Source organism: Oharaeibacter diazotrophicus, from assembly GCF_004362745.1.
GTDB classification, from domain to species: Bacteria; Pseudomonadota; Alphaproteobacteria; order Rhizobiales; family Pleomorphomonadaceae; genus Oharaeibacter; species Oharaeibacter diazotrophicus.
The window spans coordinates 168843-185223 of record NZ_SNXY01000009.1 but is presented as its reverse complement, the minus strand read 5'-3'; the positions used below and the strand labels follow the sequence as shown (position 1 = coordinate 185223).

At 74.7% G+C, this 16381-nt stretch carries 22 protein-coding genes; 18 read left to right on the top strand and 4 right to left on the bottom strand.

Features of this window, described 5'->3' with window-relative positions; genetic code table 11:
- Window positions 1-3: 3 nt before the first annotated feature.
- Window positions 4-2235 (bottom strand): transglycosylase domain-containing protein, encoded by a 2232-nt coding sequence (locus EDD54_RS15865; RefSeq protein WP_208112219.1) that lies wholly within the window; start codon window positions 2233-2235, stop codon window positions 4-6.
- Window positions 2236-2353: 118 nt separating this feature from the next.
- Between EDD54_RS15865 and EDD54_RS15860 the strand changes: the two genes are divergently transcribed.
- From EDD54_RS15860 to EDD54_RS15845, 4 genes are all read left to right on the top strand, one after another.
- A complete protein-coding gene (locus tag EDD54_RS15860; protein WP_126541780.1) occupies window positions 2354-2842 on the top strand; it encodes a YcgN family cysteine cluster protein in 489 nt (162 codons plus the stop codon).
- 100 nt (window positions 2843-2942) lie between these two features.
- Complete coding sequence (locus tag EDD54_RS15855) at window positions 2943-3263, top strand: hypothetical protein (RefSeq protein ID WP_126537999.1); 321 nt, start codon at window positions 2943-2945, stop codon at window positions 3261-3263.
- 161 nt (window positions 3264-3424) lie between these two features.
- The gene (locus tag EDD54_RS15850) at window positions 3425-4036 is read left to right on the top strand and encodes a hypothetical protein (RefSeq protein WP_126537997.1); all 612 of its coding nucleotides are present in this window, start codon (window positions 3425-3427) and stop codon (window positions 4034-4036) included.
- Complete coding sequence (locus tag EDD54_RS15845; RefSeq protein WP_126537995.1) at window positions 3948-5207, top strand: DNA-packaging protein; 1260 nt, start codon at window positions 3948-3950, stop codon at window positions 5205-5207. The genes EDD54_RS15850 and EDD54_RS15845 overlap by 89 nt, the downstream gene beginning before the upstream one ends.
- Before the next feature lie 179 nt (window positions 5208-5386).
- Here EDD54_RS15845 and EDD54_RS15840 read toward each other — a convergent pair whose 3' ends face one another.
- Both EDD54_RS15840 and EDD54_RS15835 read right to left on the bottom strand, forming a co-directional pair.
- The gene (locus EDD54_RS15840; RefSeq protein ID WP_126537993.1) at window positions 5387-5779 is read right to left on the bottom strand and encodes a VOC family protein; all 393 of its coding nucleotides are present in this window, start codon (window positions 5777-5779) and stop codon (window positions 5387-5389) included.
- 585 nt (window positions 5780-6364) lie between these two features.
- Complete coding sequence (locus EDD54_RS15835; RefSeq protein ID WP_126537991.1) at window positions 6365-7120, bottom strand: helix-turn-helix transcriptional regulator; 756 nt, start codon at window positions 7118-7120, stop codon at window positions 6365-6367.
- A gap of 490 nt (window positions 7121-7610) precedes the next feature.
- Here EDD54_RS15835 and EDD54_RS15830 point away from each other — a divergent pair, with 490 nt between their 5' ends.
- The 11 genes from EDD54_RS15830 to EDD54_RS15780 all read left to right on the top strand — a co-directional run bounded on the left by EDD54_RS15830 (window position 7611) and on the right by EDD54_RS15780 (window position 13954).
- Window positions 7611-8807, top strand: coding sequence for a phage portal protein (locus EDD54_RS15830; RefSeq protein WP_126537989.1), 1197 nt, complete (start codon window positions 7611-7613; stop codon window positions 8805-8807).
- The gene (locus EDD54_RS15825) at window positions 8798-9016 is read left to right on the top strand and encodes a hypothetical protein (RefSeq protein WP_207620455.1); all 219 of its coding nucleotides are present in this window, start codon (window positions 8798-8800) and stop codon (window positions 9014-9016) included. Before EDD54_RS15830 ends, EDD54_RS15825 begins: the two co-directional genes overlap by 10 nt.
- A 101-nt stretch (window positions 9017-9117) precedes the next feature.
- Window positions 9118-9303: a hypothetical protein gene (locus EDD54_RS15820; RefSeq protein WP_126537987.1), complete on the top strand. Its 186-nt coding sequence runs from the start codon at window positions 9118-9120 to the stop codon at window positions 9301-9303.
- Window positions 9300-9920: an HK97 family phage prohead protease gene (locus tag EDD54_RS15815; RefSeq protein WP_126537985.1), complete on the top strand. Its 621-nt coding sequence runs from the start codon at window positions 9300-9302 to the stop codon at window positions 9918-9920. Before EDD54_RS15820 ends, EDD54_RS15815 begins: the two co-directional genes overlap by 4 nt.
- A 43-nt stretch (window positions 9921-9963) precedes the next feature.
- Window positions 9964-11214 carry a phage major capsid protein gene (locus tag EDD54_RS15810; protein ID WP_126537983.1) on the top strand — a complete coding sequence of 417 codons (1251 nt, stop codon included), beginning with the start codon at window positions 9964-9966 and terminating at the stop codon, window positions 11212-11214.
- A gap of 110 nt (window positions 11215-11324) precedes the next feature.
- Entirely contained in the window at window positions 11325-11891 is a 567-nt protein-coding gene (locus EDD54_RS15805) for a head-tail connector protein (protein WP_126537981.1), read from the top strand.
- Complete coding sequence (locus EDD54_RS23060) at window positions 11888-12301, top strand: DUF3168 domain-containing protein (protein ID WP_166653459.1); 414 nt, start codon at window positions 11888-11890, stop codon at window positions 12299-12301. The genes EDD54_RS15805 and EDD54_RS23060 overlap by 4 nt, the downstream gene beginning before the upstream one ends.
- A 133-nt stretch (window positions 12302-12434) precedes the next feature.
- Complete coding sequence (locus EDD54_RS15795; protein ID WP_126537977.1) at window positions 12435-12848, top strand: phage major tail protein, TP901-1 family; 414 nt, start codon at window positions 12435-12437, stop codon at window positions 12846-12848.
- Window positions 12849-12862: 14 nt separating this feature from the next.
- On the top strand, window positions 12863-13306 hold the full coding sequence (locus EDD54_RS15790) for a gene transfer agent family protein (RefSeq protein ID WP_126537975.1): 444 nt from the start codon (window positions 12863-12865) through the stop codon (window positions 13304-13306).
- On the top strand, window positions 13270-13410 hold the full coding sequence (locus EDD54_RS15785; RefSeq protein ID WP_126537973.1) for a phage tail assembly chaperone: 141 nt from the start codon (window positions 13270-13272) through the stop codon (window positions 13408-13410). The genes EDD54_RS15790 and EDD54_RS15785 overlap by 37 nt, the downstream gene beginning before the upstream one ends.
- A gap of 25 nt (window positions 13411-13435) precedes the next feature.
- On the top strand, window positions 13436-13954 hold the full coding sequence (locus EDD54_RS15780) for a phage tail tape measure protein (RefSeq protein ID WP_126537971.1): 519 nt from the start codon (window positions 13436-13438) through the stop codon (window positions 13952-13954).
- A gap of 24 nt (window positions 13955-13978) precedes the next feature.
- Here EDD54_RS15780 and EDD54_RS15775 read toward each other — a convergent pair whose 3' ends face one another.
- The gene (locus tag EDD54_RS15775; protein WP_342636605.1) at window positions 13979-14239 is read right to left on the bottom strand and encodes an HP1242/YdcH family protein; all 261 of its coding nucleotides are present in this window, start codon (window positions 14237-14239) and stop codon (window positions 13979-13981) included.
- A 135-nt stretch (window positions 14240-14374) separates the two neighbouring features.
- Here EDD54_RS15775 and EDD54_RS15770 point away from each other — a divergent pair, with 135 nt between their 5' ends.
- From EDD54_RS15770 to EDD54_RS15760, 3 genes are read left to right on the top strand one after another with little or no spacing between them, the layout of a single operon-like run.
- Complete coding sequence (locus EDD54_RS15770; protein WP_126537967.1) at window positions 14375-15016, top strand: DUF2460 domain-containing protein; 642 nt, start codon at window positions 14375-14377, stop codon at window positions 15014-15016.
- Window positions 15013-15894 (top strand): DUF2163 domain-containing protein, encoded by an 882-nt coding sequence (locus tag EDD54_RS15765; protein WP_126537965.1) that lies wholly within the window; start codon window positions 15013-15015, stop codon window positions 15892-15894. Before EDD54_RS15770 ends, EDD54_RS15765 begins: the two co-directional genes overlap by 4 nt.
- Window positions 15891-16319 carry an NlpC/P60 family protein gene (locus EDD54_RS15760; protein ID WP_126537963.1) on the top strand — a complete coding sequence of 143 codons (429 nt, stop codon included), beginning with the start codon at window positions 15891-15893 and terminating at the stop codon, window positions 16317-16319. The genes EDD54_RS15765 and EDD54_RS15760 overlap by 4 nt, the downstream gene beginning before the upstream one ends.
- Window positions 16320-16381: the final 62 nt, after the last annotated feature.

The window sequence follows — 16381 nt, the reverse complement described above, 5'->3', positions numbered from 1 at the left end:
AAGTCACCTGACCGACGCGGTGGTCTCCTCGCCGCCGACGAAGCGCATGGTGTCGAGGCGGGCGGCGGACTTGAGGGCGGGGTCGTCGCCGAGTTCGACGACGCCGCCGCCGGGGCGCGGCAGCAGGACGGAGGGGCCGAGCGGGTCGCCGGTCGGATCGAGCCGGGCGCGCATGGCGTCGGCGGCGGCCGCGACCGCCGAGAGGGCGGCGGGCGTCAGGCGGTTCGGGTCGGCGTCGCGACCGGTGCCGGCGGCGGGCGCGGGGGCCGCGTCGGCGACCGCGGGGGCGTCGTGGCCGACACCGGGCAGCGCCTTGTAGGGCAGGCCCTCGTGGATCTTCGCCATCATGTCGTGCCACGTCAGGGCCGGCAGGCTGCCGCCGGTCATGTTGTTGGTGGTGCCGTAGTCGTCGTTGCCGAACCACATCGCGGCCGAGTACCAGCCGGTGAAGCCGACGAACCAGGCGTCGCGGTAGGACTGGGTGGTGCCGGTCTTGCCGGCGGCGACCTGACCCTCGAGCCGCGCCTTGCCGCCGGTGCCGGCCTCGACGACCGCGTTCAGGGCGACGTTCATCTCCGACGCCACCTCCTCCGGCAGCACCCGCTCGGGCGCGGGGGCGTCGCGGCCGTGGTCGTAGAGCACGCGGCCGTCGCGGGAGGAGACAGTCTCGATGGCGTAGGGCGCCGCCCTGAGGCCGCCGTTCGCGAAGGCGGCGTAGGCGGTGGTCATGTCGAGCACCGTGACCTCGGCAACGCCGAGCGGCAGCGCGCGGGTGATCTTGAGTTCGGTGCCGATGCCGAGCCGATGCGCGGTGTCGACGATGTGGTCGCGGCCGATCGCCTGGGCGAGGCGGACCGGAATGGTGTTGATCGAGCGGGCGAGGGCGGTCTTCAGCGTGACCTTGCCGGCGTAGCTGCGGCCGTAGTTGCGCGGGCTCCAGTTGCCGATCGTGATCGGCGCGTCGGGCACGACGCTGTCGACCGAATAGCCGTTCATGAACGCGGTGGCGTAGACGAACGGCTTGAACGACGAACCCGGCTGGCGCAGCGCGTCGACGGCGCGGTTGAAGACGCTCTCGCCGTAGTCGCGGCCGCCGACCATGGCGCGCACGGCGCCGTCGAGCCCGGACACCACGGTGGCGCCCTGGGAGACCCGGTAGTCCTGGCCGTGCTGGCGCAGATTGGCGACGATGGCGTCCTCGGCGGCGCGCTGCACGCCGGGATCGAGCGTGGTGCGCACGGTGATGGTGTGGTCGGCCGGGGCGAGCCGCTTGACCTCGTCGAAGGCCCAGTCGAGGAACCAGTCCGGCGCCGGACCGGCCGCGACGGTGGCGACCGGCGTCGCCGGGCTGCGCCGGGCGGCGGCGACCTGACCTTCGGTCACGAAGCCGGCGTCGACCATGTTGGTCAGCACCTGGTTGGCGCGGGCGCGGGCGTTGGCGAGGTTGACGTGGGGGGCGTACTTGGTCGGCGCCTTGTAGAGGCCCGACAGCATCGCCGCCTCGGCCAGCGTCAGGTCCTTGACCGACTTGCCGAAGTAGAACTGGCTCGCCGCCGCGACGCCGTGGGTGCCGCCGCCCATGTAGGCGTGGTCGAGGTAGAGCTTCAGGATCTCGCGCTTGGAGAGGTTGGCCTCCAGCCAGAGCGCGAGGAAGGCCTCCTTGATCTTGCGGTCGATGGTGCGCTCGTTGGAGAGGAACAGGTTCTTGGCGAGCTGCTGGGTCAGCGTCGAGCCGCCCTGGACGACGCCGCCGGCCTTGGCGTTGGACGCGACGGCGCGGAAGGTGCCGATCACGTCGATGCCGAAGTGGTCGAAGAAGCGGCGGTCCTCGGTCGCGAGCGTCGCCTGGATCAGGTAGGGCGGCAGATCGTCGAGCGGGACGCTGTCGTCGAGGAAGATGCCGCGCCGGCCGAGCGTTGCGCCGTTGCGGTCCAGGAAGGTGACCGCGTATTCGCTGCGCGCGCGCCAATCGCCCTCGGTGGCGCGAAAGGCCGGGATCGCAGCCGCCAGGAGGACCACCGAGCCGGCGACGCCGAGCGTGGCCGCCTCCGAGGCGAGTTCGGCCGTCGCCCGCTTCCAGCCGCGCACCGTCAGCCGGGACAGGTGGTCGTTCGCCACGGTCCACGCCCGGCCGAACCCGCGCGCCACCGTCCACGCGGCGGTGTCGACGAAGGCGTCGATCGCGAGCAGCCGGTGTTTCAGGCGCCGGCCGGAACGGGGCTTGATCTCGGACACGGGACGGCTCAAGCGTTCGCGGGGCGCCGGGGTCCGGCTCCCTCACGGCCGCGAGGATACCGGGACTCCCCGCGCGATCAAGGACAGGCGGGCGCAGATGGTTAACGAAAAAGGTCCAATCGAGCCGATTCCGTTCTGGAAGGCGAAACGGCTCGACGACATGACCGACGCCGAGTGGGAGAGCCTGTGCGACGGCTGTGCCCGCTGCTGCCTCAACAAGCTCGAGGACGAGGACACGGGCGAGATCGCCTGGACCGACGTCGCCTGCACCCTGCTCGACGGCGAGGCCTGCCGCTGCCGCGACTACGACAACCGCTCCGCTACGGTGCCCGACTGCATCCGCCTGACGCCGCACGAGGTGCGCACGCTGCCCTGGCTGCCGCCGACCTGCGCCTATCGCATGGTCGAGGAGGGCCGCGACCTCTACTGGTGGCACCCGCTGGTCTCGGGCGATCCCGACACCGTGCACGAGGCTGGCATCTCCGTGCGCGGCCGCACCGTCCGCGAGGACGACGTGCCGCTGGAACGCTGGGAGGAGCACATCGTCACCTGGCCCGAGCGCGATCCGGGGGAGAGGCGTCCGCCGCGCAAGCGTCGCCGGGAATAGCGGCCGCGACGATCCCACCGGCCGCCTCGCCGCCGCGTTGCGCCGGCACGCCCAGGTGCTAGAGTGCGCGCCGTGCGGGGCTGGGATCGGAGAGGCTGGAATGGGTGTCCGTGCGGGACTGTGTCTGGCGGTCGCGATGACCGCGACGGCGGCGGCCGCCTCCGACGAGCCGACGTTCGCCGCCGACGCCGACATCGTCAACGGCCGCGGGGCGGCGCTGATCGCGCTCGAAATGGGCGCGCCCAAGGTGGCCGGCTACTCGGCCCGGCTGCCCGAGATCTACCTGAAGCCCGGCGCGTCGATGACCGTGCCGCTCGCCGGCGGCTCCTGCGAGCAGACCGTCGTGGCGAAGTTCGCCGACGGCGCCAGCCTGCGTCGCGCGGTCAACGTCTGCTTCGGGCCGGTGACGCTGGGGCCGTGAGGGGGGGGGGATCCGGATAGGAAAATAGTCCTTGACAGCGTCGCGCTGGTCGGGTAGGTTTTCGTCATGATCCGAAACGTGTGGGCGGCGGCCGGTTGGGCCGGCCGCCCTTTTTGTTGGCCGTGGCCGCCCCGGGCGGGGCCGGTGCGCGCGGAGGGCCCATGACCACGGATGCTTCGACCAGGGACGGTGCCGAGGAGGGTTCGACCGGGGGCGCGGCGCCGCGGCCAGTCGATTGGGCCGGCGCCCGCTTCGCCTACGAGGAGACGCGGGAGGCGGCCACCGCGATCGCGCGGCGGATCGGGGTCAGCCGGCAGGGTCTCCTGAAGCACGCCGCCGCCGCGGGCTGGAAGCCGCGCCCTGTGCGCGGCACCGCCGGCGAGACCACCGCGCCCGACACCCGCCGGCTGGTCGCCTCGCTGCAGCGGACGACGGCGCGGCTGGTCGCCGCCATGGAGACGCGGGTGGGGACCGCGGGGGAGGGGATCGACGAACGGGAGGTACGCGCGCTCGGCGCGCTCGCCGCCACGCTCGCCAAGGTGATCGCCCTCGAACCCGACAGGAGCCCGCGTGACGGACGAACCGACGACGCCCCTCCCGAGCCCGGTGACGACGAACGCCGCCTCGACGCGCTTGTGGCACTCGCTGAGCGTTTCGTCGCTGCGAGGATGGCTGCGGGACCTGATGGCGCTGCTGACGCCGGACACGGCGCGCTGGCTGGAGCGACTGTGGCCGTTCCAGGCGCGGCCGGACCAACTGCCGCCGGCGGGTGACTGGACGGTCTGGCTGGTGATGGGCGGGCGCGGCGCCGGCAAGACCCGCACCGGCGCCGAATGGGTGCGCGCGCTGGTCTACGGCAAACTCGGCGCCGGCGGGCCGCCGGCCGGGCGGATCGCTCTCGTCGGCGAGACCTTCGCCGACGTCCGCGACGTCATGGTCGAGGGCGTCTCCGGCCTGCTCGCGGTGCACCCGCGCCACGAACGTCCCACGTGGTCGCCCTCGCGCCGCCGGCTGGAATGGCCGAACGGGGCGAGCGCGCAGGCGTTCTCCTCGGAAGATCCCGAGGCGCTGCGCGGCGCCCAGTTCGACGCCGCCTGGGCCGACGAACTCGCCAAGTGGCGCCACGCCGACGCCACCTTCGACATGCTGCAATTCGGCCTGCGCCTCGGCGCCCGGCCGCGCCAAGTGGTGACGACGACGCCGCGCGCCGTGCCGCTGCTGCGTCGGCTGCTCGCCGACCCGGGCACCGCGACGACCCGCGCCCGCACCGCCGACAACGCCGCCAACCTCGCCCCGGCCTTCCTGACGACGGTGGTCGGGCGCTATCAAGGCACCCGGCTCGGCCGTCAGGAACTCGACGGCGAACTGGTCGAGGAGCGCGCCGACGCGCTGTGGACCCGCGCCGAGATCGAGGCGGTGCGGATCTCCGGCGCCCCGCCGCTGACCCGCGTCGTGGTGGCGGTCGACCCGCCCGCCGGAGCGGCGCAGAACTCCGACGCCTGCGGCATCGTCGCCGCCGGCCTCGACGGCGAGGGCCGGATCGTGGTGGTCGCCGACCGCAGCTGCCGCGGCGCCCGGCCGGAGACCTGGGCCCGGCGGGCGGTGGCGCTCTTCCACGCGCTCGCCGCCGACCGCCTCGTCGCCGAGGTCAACCAGGGCGGCGAGATGGTGGCGGCGGTGATCCGCGAGGTCGACGCCGCCGTGCCGGTGGCGATGGTGCGCGCCACCCGCGGCAAGTGGGTGCGCGCCGAGCCGGTCGCCGCGCTCTACGCCCAGGGCCGGGTGCGCCACGCCGGCGCCTTCCCGGAGCTCGAGGACGAGATGTGCGACTTCGGCCTCGACGGCCTCTCCGGCGGCCGCTCGCCCGACCGGCTCGACGCGCTGGTCTGGGCGGTGACGGAGCTGACACGGGGCGACGGCGCGCCGCGGGTGCGCCGGTTCTGACGCGGGACCGTTCCGCGGACGCCGCGCCCGCGGAACGGTTCGGCGCGGCCGGTCGGACCCGTCTCGCAAAGTCCCGACGTGTCGGGACCTTACGAGGTTTCGGCTTTTCGGCCGGCGCGCGGTCGGGCCTTCTCGCCCGCAATGCTCCGACCACGGGTCGGAACCATGCGGGCTCGGTATCAGACCACCGCGTGCAGGCCGATGCGGTTGCCCTCGCTGTCGCGGACGATCGCGATGTCGCCCATGGCGCCGGGCAGCGACACCTTCGGCCAGACGACCGCGCCGCCGAGCGCCTGGAAGCGGGCGATCACGGCGTCGAGTTGGCCGTCGGCGTTGAGGTAGACCACCGGGCCGTCCTCGGACGGCTTCAGGCCGTGGCCCGTGGCGACCGCACCGCCGACGCCGGGGGCGGTATACGGGAACACCGCGAGGCGCATGTCGCCCATGTCCTCGCGGCGCAGCGAGACGCCGAACGCGGCCTCGTAGAAGCCGACCGCCCGCTCGAAGTCGGCGGCGGGAATCTCGAACCAGCAGGCGGCGGTCGGGCGGACGGCGACGGTTTCGGTGGTCATGGCGTGCTCTCCTCGGAGGATCGGCGGAAGTGCCGGCGGGGAGAGGGATACGACGGTCTGCTGACAGAAAATGGCAGGAGTGGGATGGGTTCCCACGGGGCCGCGGCTTTACCCTCCCCCCCCCCCTCGTGGGGAGGGTCGGCGCGAAGCGCCGGGGTGGGGTGGCGCGACGCTCGCCGGGAACGCACACCCACGAGCGATGCGGCCCCCATTCCGCCGCGACTTCGTCCCGAACCTCGGCGCTACCCCACCCCGCCGGCCTCCGGCCGTCGACCCTCCCCACGAGGGGGAGGGTAGAAGATGACGCCGTCGCGTGGCGCGGCTTTACCCTCCGCCTTGCGGGGAGGGTAGGTGCGAAGCGCCGGGCTGGGGTGGCTTCCACGCGCGCGACGTGGCTGGACGTTTGCTCGGCGGCTTCGGGGCGGTGGCTCGCGGGTGGATGGGTACCCCACCCCGCCGGCCTACGGCCGTCGACCCTCCCCGCAAGGGGGAGGGTAGAAGATGGCGCCGTCGCTTGGCGCAGCTTTACCCTCCCCCTTGCGGGGAGCGCCGGGGTGGGGTGGCGCTGCGGCTCCGATCCGCCCGTCATCCCGCCGCGCGGCGGCGGGGCTGGGTTTCCGCGGGGGTGCAGGCGGTTTCGGCGCCGCCGGCGCCGGGCAGGCGGATGTTCTCGAGTTCGCGCCACTCCTTGAGGAGGGCGCGGCGGCGGCGCGGGTAGCGCTGGCCGAGGACGGTGGGTTCGGAGATGCGGTCGGTGCGGAAGTGGCGGAAGTCACTCCTCAGTTCGCACCAAGCGGTCAGCACGCGGACGCGGTCGAAGAAGGCGAGCGCGATCGGCCAGACCACCCGGCGCGAGGCCTCGCCGCGCTCGTTGACGTAGGCGAAGGCGATCTTGGTCTCGTTGCGGATCGCGGCGCGCAGCGCCGAGAGGTCGACGCCGTCCGGCCGCTCGGGCCGGCCGAAGCCGACGAGCAGCCCGTCGCCCTCCATGCGGTCGGCGAGGTCGGCCGGCAGGACGGCGGCGATCTTGGCGAGGGCGTCGTCGGCGGCGGTGGCGAGCCGGTCGTCGCCGCGCCGCGCCGCCATCCGCGCGCCGAGCACCAGCGCCTCGATCTCGTCGTCGGTGAACATCAGCGGCGGCAGCAGGAAGCCGGGCCGGAGCACGTAGCCGATGCCGGCCTCGCCCTCGATCGGCGCGCCTTGGGCGATCAGCGCCTGGACGTCGCGGTAGATCGTGCGCAGCGACACCCCGAGTTCATCGGCGAGCTCGGACCCCGCGACCGGCCGCCGCCGGCGCCTGAGCGCCTGCACCAGGGCCAGCAGTCGTTCGGCACGGGACATCGGCGGGCCTCCGGTTCGTCGGCGGGCCGGGATCATGCCAGAAGACCACGCCCGCCGCGAGGGCTTTGATCCGGTTTTGTTCCGATGGGGCAGCCGTCTTTCGCCGAGGCGGCGGCGGTTCCCCCTCATCCGGCCCTGCCGGGCCACCTTCTTCCGCAAGGGGAGAAGGGGAGGCGGCGGAGGTGGGGCCGTTGGGCTTCGGGCGGGGCGCCTCCGGCGGATGCCCTTCGCGGGTGCGGTGGGGTTCCCCCTCGTCCGGTCCTGCCGGGCGACGTTCTCCCGCGCGGAGAGAAGGGAAGGAGGCGGCGCGGGGCCTTGGTCGCCGGCCGCTCGCCGCTCGCGGCGGTGTGCCGGTGCCGCCCGTCCTGCCGCGACCGTGCGTGCCCCCTCGTCCGCCGCCATCCGGCCGGCGACCGCTGGCGCCGGCGATGCCGCCCGCACCGCGCTCGCGCGGCCGATCCGCCGATCCCGAACACAGGAGACTTGCACGATGCCGAGACGCTGGTTCGCGTTCACCGGGCGGCGGGCGGCCGTGCCGGAGGAGAAGGCCTCGCGGGCGGGGCCGCTGATCGCCTGGACCGGGGCGGGACGGCCGGCGTGGACGCCGCGCGACTACGGCGCGCTCGCCCGCGAAGGCTATCAGCGCAATCCGTTCGTGCACCGGGCGGTGCGGCTGGTCGCCGAGGGCGTCGGACAGGTGCCGCTGGTGCTGACCGAGGGCGGGCGCGAACTCGACGCCCATCCCGCACTCGACCTCCTCGCCCGCCCGAACGGCCGCGACACCCGGACGAGCCTGCTCGAGGCGATCGCCGCCCACCTGCAGATCGCCGGCAACGCCTATGTCGAACTGGTCGCGGTCGACGGCCGGCCGGCGGAGCTGCACGTGCTCCGGCCCGACCGGGTCCGCGTCGTGCCCGGCGCCGACGGCTGGCCGGAGGCCTACGACTATTCGGTCGGCGGACGGACGCTGCGGATCCCGCTCGCCGCCGAGCGCGGCCCGGCGCCGGTGCTGCACCTTTCCGCCTTCAACCCGCTCGACGACCACTACGGCCTCGCCCCGCTGGAAGCGGCGCAGGTGGCGCTCGACGTCCACAACACCGCCGCGGCCTGGAACAAGGCCCTGCTCGACAACGCCGCCCGGCCCTCCGGCGCGCTGGTCTACTCCGGCCCGCAGGGGCTCTCCGACGACCAGTTCGAGCGGCTCCGCCGCGAGCTGGAGGAGGGCTTCCAGGGCGCCCGCAACGCCGGACGGCCGATGCTGCTCGAGGGCGGGCTCGACTGGAAGACCCTGGCGCTGACGCCGCGCGAGATGGACTTCGTGGAGGCCCGCAACATGGCCGCCCGCGAGATCGCGCTCGCCTTCGGCGTGCCGCCGATGCTGCTCGGCATCCCCGGCGACGCCACCTACGCCAACTACCAGGAGGCCAACCGCGCCCTGTGGCGCCAGACCGTGCTGCCGCTTTCCGCCCGCATCGCCGAGGCGCTCGGCGGCTGGCTGCTGCCGGCCTTCGGCGACGGCCTGACGCTCGCCCCCGACCTCGACCAGGTCTCGGCGCTGCACGGCGAGCGCGAGGCGCTGTGGCGGCGGATCGGCGCCGCCTCGTTCCTGACCGAGGACGAGAAGCGCGCCGCCGTCGGCTACGGCCCGCGCGCCGCCGCCGAGCGGGGGACGCGATCGTGGACGTGACGCGCGTCTTCGCCGAGCGCGGCGACCTCGCCCATCTCGCGCTGTTCCTGTGGGCCTCGGGGGCGAGCGCGCTCCTGGTCGCCACCTTGCGCGAGCTCGCCGCCCAGACCCGCCGCTTCGACGCCTTCGTCGCCGAGATCGCGCGGCTGAACCAGCGCATGAACGAGCGCGAAGCCACGTCCACGGATGGCTCCAGGACCTTGAACTGACGGAGAAATCCCGCCGTTCCCGAGACGGCGCCGCAACCTGTTCGCGCGCCGTCCCACCGGCCGGCCCCGCCCGGAATCGACCTCTCGCCGAGGAGACGCAAGTGACCGTTCCGTTTGGACTCTCCCGGATCCTGCCGCGGCCCGTCCGCCGCGGTCCCGACGACCGCGAGGCGGCCGCCGTGTTCCGCCGTTTCGCCGAGACGGTGGAGCGCGCGCTGGCCCCGCCGCCGCGGCGCGGCCGCGTCCGCCGCTCCGGCGCCGCGCCGGCGGTGCGGGCGCTCGGATGAGCGCGGCCGCCCGCTCCGCCCCCGGCGCCGCGCCGACGCGGCGCCCCGCGCCGACATCACCCGCCGCGGACACGCGGCGCTCCGCCCGGACGCCGCTCGCCGCGCCGTCGCGGCGGTCCGACCCGGCGGCCTTCGCCGCCGACGGCGTCTTCGCCGGCTACGCCAGCCTGTTCGGCGTCGTCGACCTCACCGGCGACGTGGTGCTCTCCGGCGCCTTCCGCGCCTCGCTCGCCCGCCGCGGCGCGGACGGGGTGAAGATGCTCTACCAGCACGACCCCGCCGCCCCGATCGGCCGCTGGCTGGAGATCGCCGAGGACGCCCGCGGTCTCGCGGTGGTCGGCGAACTGCACCTCGGCCTGCCCCGGGCGCGCGAGGTCGCCGCGCTGCTCTCGGCCGGCATCGTCGACGGGCTGTCGATCGGGTTCCGCACCGTCAAGGCCCGCTCCGACCGCCGCACCGGGGTGCGGCACGTCGCCGAGATCGACCTCTGGGAGATCTCGGTGGTCACCTTTCCGATGTTGCCGGCCGCCCGCGTCACCCGCCTCGGGGCCGCCGACGACCCGGCCGCCCGCCTCGTCCGCGACCTCGCCGCCGCGGCCGGGACGCTCCGCCCGTGACGGCCGGAGCGCACCGTTTCCGTTCCATGGAGGGAACCGATCGATGACCACGCGTTTCGACACCGTGCCCGAGACCAAGGGCACCGCCGACGTCGCCGAGGCCTTTTCGGAGTTCATGACCGCCTTCGACGCCTTCAAGGAGACCAACGACCGCCGGCTCGACGAGATCGAGCGCCGGCACGCCGACGTCGTCACCGAGGAGAAGCTCGCCCGCATCGACGCCGCCCTCGACCAGACCCGCGCCCGGCTCGACCGGATCGCGGTGAAGGAGGCCCGGCCCGCCCTCGGCGCGCCCGCCGACGGCCGCCGCGCGGCGCTCGACCTCGAGCACCGCTCGGCCTTCGAGGCCTACGTCCGCGGCGGTGTCGAGACCGGCCTGCGCGCCGCCGAGGCCAAGGCGCTGTCGGCCGGCTCCGGCCCCGACGGCGGCTACCTGGTGCCGCAGCCGATCGAGGCCGAGATCGGCGCCCGCCTCGCGGCGATCTCGCCGATCCGCGCCCTCGCCACCGTGCGCACGGTGTCGTCGGCCACCTTCCGCAAGCCGTTCCGCACGGCCGGGCCGGAGCACGGCTGGGTGGGCGAGACCGCGGCGCGGCCGCAGACCGACGCGCCGACGCTGGCCGAGCTCGCCTACCCGACCATGGAGATCTACGCCATGCCGGCAGCGACCCAGACCCTGCTCGACGACGCCGCCGTCGACGTCGACGCCTGGATCGCCGACGAGGTCGAGACCGTGTTCGCCGCCGCGGAAGGCACCGCCTTCGTCACCGGCGACGGCACCGCCAAGCCGAAGGGCTTCCTCGACGTGCCGCGGGCGACCGAGGGCTCCTGGACGTGGGGCAAGCTCGGTTATGTCGCCACCGGCGCCGCCGGCGCCTTCGCCACGTCCGGCCCGGGCGACGCGCTGATCGACCTCGTCTACGCCCTGAAGGCGGGCTACCGCCAGAACGCCACCTTCGTGATGAACCGCCGCACCCAGGCCGCGGTGCGCAAGCTGAAGGACGCCAACGGTGACTATCTCTGGACCCCGCCGGCGGCGGCCGACGGCAAGGCGACGCTGTGCGGCTTCCCGGTGGTGGAGGCCGAGGACATGCCGGACATCGCCGCCGACGCCGCCGCGATCGCCTTCGGCGACTTCCGCCGCGGCTACTTGGTGGTCGACCGCCAGGGCATCCGCGTGCTGCGCGATCCCTACTCCGCCAAGCCCTACGTGCTGTTCTACACGACCAAGCGCGTCGGCGGCGGCGTCCAGGACTTCGACGCCATCAAGCTGTTGAAATTCGGCACGGCCTGACCTCCCGTCCTCCCGACGGGCCGTGCCGAACGGCGCCCCCGGCTTCCCTCTCCCCGGCCGGGGGCGCCCCCCCTCCCGATCCCACCCCATCCCTCGCGAAGGAGCCCGCCATGGGCCTGACCCTCCTCGCCGCGCCGGCGAGCGAGCCGGTGACGCTCGCCGACCTCAAGGCGCATCTCAGGATCGACGGCGACCACGAGGACACCGTGCTGACCACGCTCGCCGTGGTCGCCCGCGCCACCGTGGAACGGCTGTCCGGCCGCGCGCTGATCGCCCAGACGTGGCGCTGGACCTTCGACCGGCTGCCGACCGGCGGCCGTGTCGCGTTGCCGATCGCCCCGGTGATCGCGGTGCCCTCGGTGCGCGTCGCGGCCGCCGACGGCACCATGGTCGCCGTGCCCGGTGCCGACATGGTGCTCGACCTCGTCGGCGAGCCGGCGCGGCTCGCCTTCAAGGGCGTTCCGCCGCACCCGGGCGTGCCGATCGCCGGCATCGAGGTCGAGATCCTCGCCGGCTACGGGCCGGACGCCGACGCCGTGCCGCCGCAACTGGTCCACGCCGTCCGGCTCCTGACCGCGCACTGGTACGCGATGCGCGGCGACGGGGCCGCCTCGACCGTGCCCGACGACGTCGCGGCGCTGATCGCCGGGCACCGCCGGCCGAGGCTGGTGGCGTGAGCCTCGCCCCGCCCGCGGTGCTCGCCGGCCTCGAGACGGCGCTCGCCGCCGCCTTCCGCGCCGACGCCACCCTCGCCGGCCTCGTCGGCGGCCGGATCCACGACGGCCCGCCGCGCGCCGGCGTGACCCCGTATCTCGCCTTCGGCGCCGCCGAGGCGCGCGACTGGGGCAGCGGCGACGGCGACGGCGCGCGGGTGCGGCTGACGATCGAGACGGTCGGCACCGACGCCGAGCGCGGCCGCGTGCTCGCCGTGCTCGCCGCCGCCGCGGCGGTGCTGGCGGGGCCGCCGCCGTCGCTGGACGCGGGCACGGCGGTGCTGCTGCGCGTCGTCGCCACCACCGTCGGCCGGGTCGACGGCGGCCGGGCCTGGCGCGCGGCGATGACCGTCGAGGTGATGGTCGACGTCTGACGACAGTTTCGGCCGGTCGGCCGGCGCCCGGTCGGGCGCGCCGACCTCGCACGGCTCCGGCCAAGGGTCGGACCTTCGCGAGGTCGGTACGAGCCGCGAACATTCAACTGACACGAATTGGCAGGAGACCGCCATGGCGGCACAGAAGGGACGCGACCTCCTCCTCAAGGTCGACGCCACCGGGTCCGGCGGCTGGCAGACGGTGGCGGGCCTGCGCGCGCGCCGGCTCGCCTTCACCGCCGGCACCGTCGACGTCACCGACGCCGACAGCCCGGGGCGCTGGCGCGAACTGATCGAGGGCGCCGGCGTGCGGCAGGCCCGCATCTCCGGTGCCGGCATCTTCCGCGACGCCGCCGCCGACGCCACCGTGCGCGGCCTGTTCTTCGACGGCGTGCTCGCGCCCTGGCAGGTGACCATCCCCGATTTCGGCACCGTGACCGGGCCGTTCCAGGTGACCCGGCTCGACTACGCAGGCAGCCACGACGGCGAGGCGACCTACGAGATCGCGCTCGAATCGGCGGGCGCGCTGGTGTTCGCGGCACCGTGACGGGGGAGGGCACCATGGCAAATCCCTACCGCGGCGACGTCGCGGCCGAGATCGGCGGGCGTCGCCGCACGCTCCGTCTCACCCTCGGCGCGCTCGCCGAGCTCGAGGCCGCCTTCGGCGCCGACGACCTCGGCGACCTCGCCCGGGTGTTCGCCGCCGGCAAGCTGCGCGCCCGCGACGCCGTCCGCGTCATCGCCGCCGGCCTGCGCGGCGCCGGCGAGCCGGTCACCGACGAGGAGGTCGCCGCCATGGCGATCGACGGCGGCGCCGCCGGCTACGCGGCGCTGGTGGTGGCGCTGGTCGCGGCCACCTTCGCGCCGGGCGGTGCGTCGCCGACGACGGAGGGCGGCGGCGCGGACGGCGCCCCTTTCGCGGACCCGCCCCGTTCCCCTGGGACGCCGCGCTCGGATTCGGCCTCGGCGTGCTCCGCCTCGCCCCCGACGCCTTCTGGGCGATGACCCCGTGCGAACTCGCCGCCGCCATCCGCGCCGTCGCGCCGCCGCCGGCGACGGCGATGACGCGCCGGCGCCTCGCCGACCTGATGGCCGGCCACCCGGACTGAAGCCGGGTCCGCAGAGGAGATCCCCATGGCCGACGACACCGACACCCTCGCCGCCCTCGACGGACGGCTCGCCGCGTCGACGGCGGCGGCCGACCGCTTCGGCAGCGCGCTGACCGGCGCGCTGCGCGCCGCCGTGGTCGAGGGCAAAGCGCTTGACGAGGTGTTCCAGAAGCTGCTGCTGCAGCTCTCGGACGCCGCGCTCGCGGCGGCGCTGAAGCCGCTGTCGTCGCTGCTGTCCGGTCTCGCCGGATCGGCACTCGGCGGGCTCGGCGGCCTGTTCTCGGGCGGGGCGGCGGCGGGAGCGTCGGCGCTGTCGTCGCTGGTCGCGGAGAGCTGCGGCACGGTGGCGGCGCCGGCCTGGTTCCCGGAGGTGCCGACGGCGGCCGGGTCCACGGACGCGAACGCCCCGGCAGCGGGGGCTGCCGGGGCGGTCGCGGTCACGTTCAACGTCCGGACGCCCGACGCCGCGAGCTTCCGGGCTTCGGAAGCGCAGGTGGGCAGAATGCTAGCCCGCGCCGTCGGACGGGGACGGCGCGGGCTATAGCGGCATGGCTCGACGAGGAGGGGGTCAGGCCACGTCGCGTTTCTGGGCGGCGATGTTCGCCGCGATCTCGTCCTTCAGGACCACCCGCTGCCGACGCAACTCGTTCAGCGTCTCGTCGGTGGCCGGTTCGATCAGGGATTCGATGCGGTGAATCCGGCGGTTGATCTCGTGATAGGTGTCCGACAGATGCGCGAAGTTGCCGTCCGCGACCTTGAGCGCGTGCAGAATCGCGTGGTCGTCGGGGAATTCCTCGGCCAGTTCGTGCGGCACGTGGGACAACGTCATCCTCCCGGTTCTCTTCCGTGAGGCCGACGGTCGGCGATTCCGACGCCCTTCGCCTTGAGATGGATCAAATACGTTCTTTTACGCATGGGGCGATCCTCGCCCAAGCGCCCGTCCCCTTGTCGCGGAGTGACAGCCATGCCGCCCGTCGCCGCCTTCCACGAGGTGTCGTTCCCGGTCCCGGTGGCGCTCGGTGCCACCGGCGGGCCCGAACGGCGCACCGAGATCGTGACGCTCGCCTCCGGCCGCGAGGTCCGCAACGCCCGCTGGGCCGACAGCCGCCGGCGCTATGACGCCGGCTCCGGCGTCAAGACGCTGGACGAACTCGCCGCCGTCGTCGCCTTCTTCGAGGAGCGCCGCGGCCGGCTGCACGCCTTCCGCTTCCGCGACCGCGCCGACTGCCGCTCGGGTCCGCCCTCGGCCGCGCCGGCGCCGACCGACCAGCGCATCGGCACCGGCGACGGCACGACCACCGCCTTCGCCCTGGTCAAGCGCTACGGCGCCGCCTTCGCGCCCTGGGACCGGCGGATCGACAAGCCGGTCGCCGGCAGCGTCGCGGTCGCGGTCGACGGCGTCGCGCTCGACGGGTCGGGGTTTGCGGTGGACGTGACCACCGGCATCGTCACGCTGGCGCTGCCGCCGCCGACCGGTGCCGCGGTGACCGCCGGCTTCCTGTTCGACGTGCCGGTGCGCTTCGACACCGACCATCTCGCGGTCGACCTGTCGTCCTTCGCGGCCGGCGAGATTCCCTCGATCCCCCTGGTGGAGGTGCGCCCGTGAGGACGATCCCGCCCGCACTCGCCGAGCGCCTCGCCGGCGCGGCGACCACGCTCGCGACCTGCTTCGTCGCCCGCCTCGCCGACGGCACGGTGATGGGCTTCACCGACCACGACCGCACGCTGATGGTGGATGGCGTCGCCTGCGAGCCCGCCAGCGGCTTCGACCGCTCGGTCGCCGGCCGCGGCGCCGACTTCGCCGTCGGCGAGGAGGAGATCGCCGGCGCGCTCACCTCCGACCGCATCACCGAGGCCGACCTCGCCGACGGCCGCTGGGACGGCGCGCGCGTCGAGGTCCATCTGGTCGACTCGTCGGAACCGGAGGCACGGATGCCGGTCCGCACCGCGACGCTCGGCGAGGCCGTGCGCGCCGACGGTGCCTTCCGCGCGGAGCTGCGCGGGCCGGCGCACGCGCTCGGCCAGCCGATCGGCCGGGTCTTCACCCGGACCTGCGACGCCGCCCTCGGCGACGCGCGCTGCGGCGTCGACCTCTCGACCTTCACCACGGCGGCTACGGTGACCGCGGTGGATGCCGCGGGTCGGATCACGGTGGCCGGCGCCGAGGCGCTGCCCGAGCGCTGGTTCGCCGGCGGAACCGCGACGGTGACCGCCGGCCCGCGCGCCGGCTTCGCCCTCGCGATCGCCGACCACTTCCCCGAGGACGGCGCGACCGTGCTGGTGCCGTGGCGGGCGCCGGCGACGCCGCTCGAGGCGGGCACCGCACTCGCGCTCGTCGCCGGCTGCGACAAGCGCTTCGAGACCTGCCGCGATCGCTTCGCCAACGCCGATGCCTTCCGCGGCTTCCCGCACATGCCCGGCCAGGACTTCGTGTTCTCCTACGCCCGGGGCGACGGCGACGACGACGGCGGGGTGCTGTTTTGACGACCCGCGACGACATCGTCGCCGAGGCGCTGACCTGGCGCGGCACGCCCTACCGCCATCAGGCCTCGCTGAAGGGCGTCGGCTGCGACTGCCTCGGCCTCGTCCGCGGGGTCTGGCGCGCGCTCCACGGCGCGGAACCGGAGACGCCGCCGCCCTATGCGCCCGACTGGGCGGAGGCGGACGGCCGCGACAGCCTGACCGAAGCCGCGGCGCGGCACCTCGTGGCGGTCGATCCGGCGACGATGGCGCCGGGCGACGTGCTGCTGTTCCGCTGGGCCGCCGGTCTGCCGGCCCGCCACGCCGGCATCCTGATCCGGCCCGGCCGCTTCCTGCACGCCCACGACGGCGCCCGCGTCGCCGAGGCCCCGCTCGGACGCTGGTGGCGCGACCGGCTCGCGGGCGTCTTCCGCTTCCCCGGGGTGTAGTTCCTCGCTCGCAACGTCCCGACTTGTCGGGACGTTGCGAGGTTTCGACCTTTCGGCCGGCG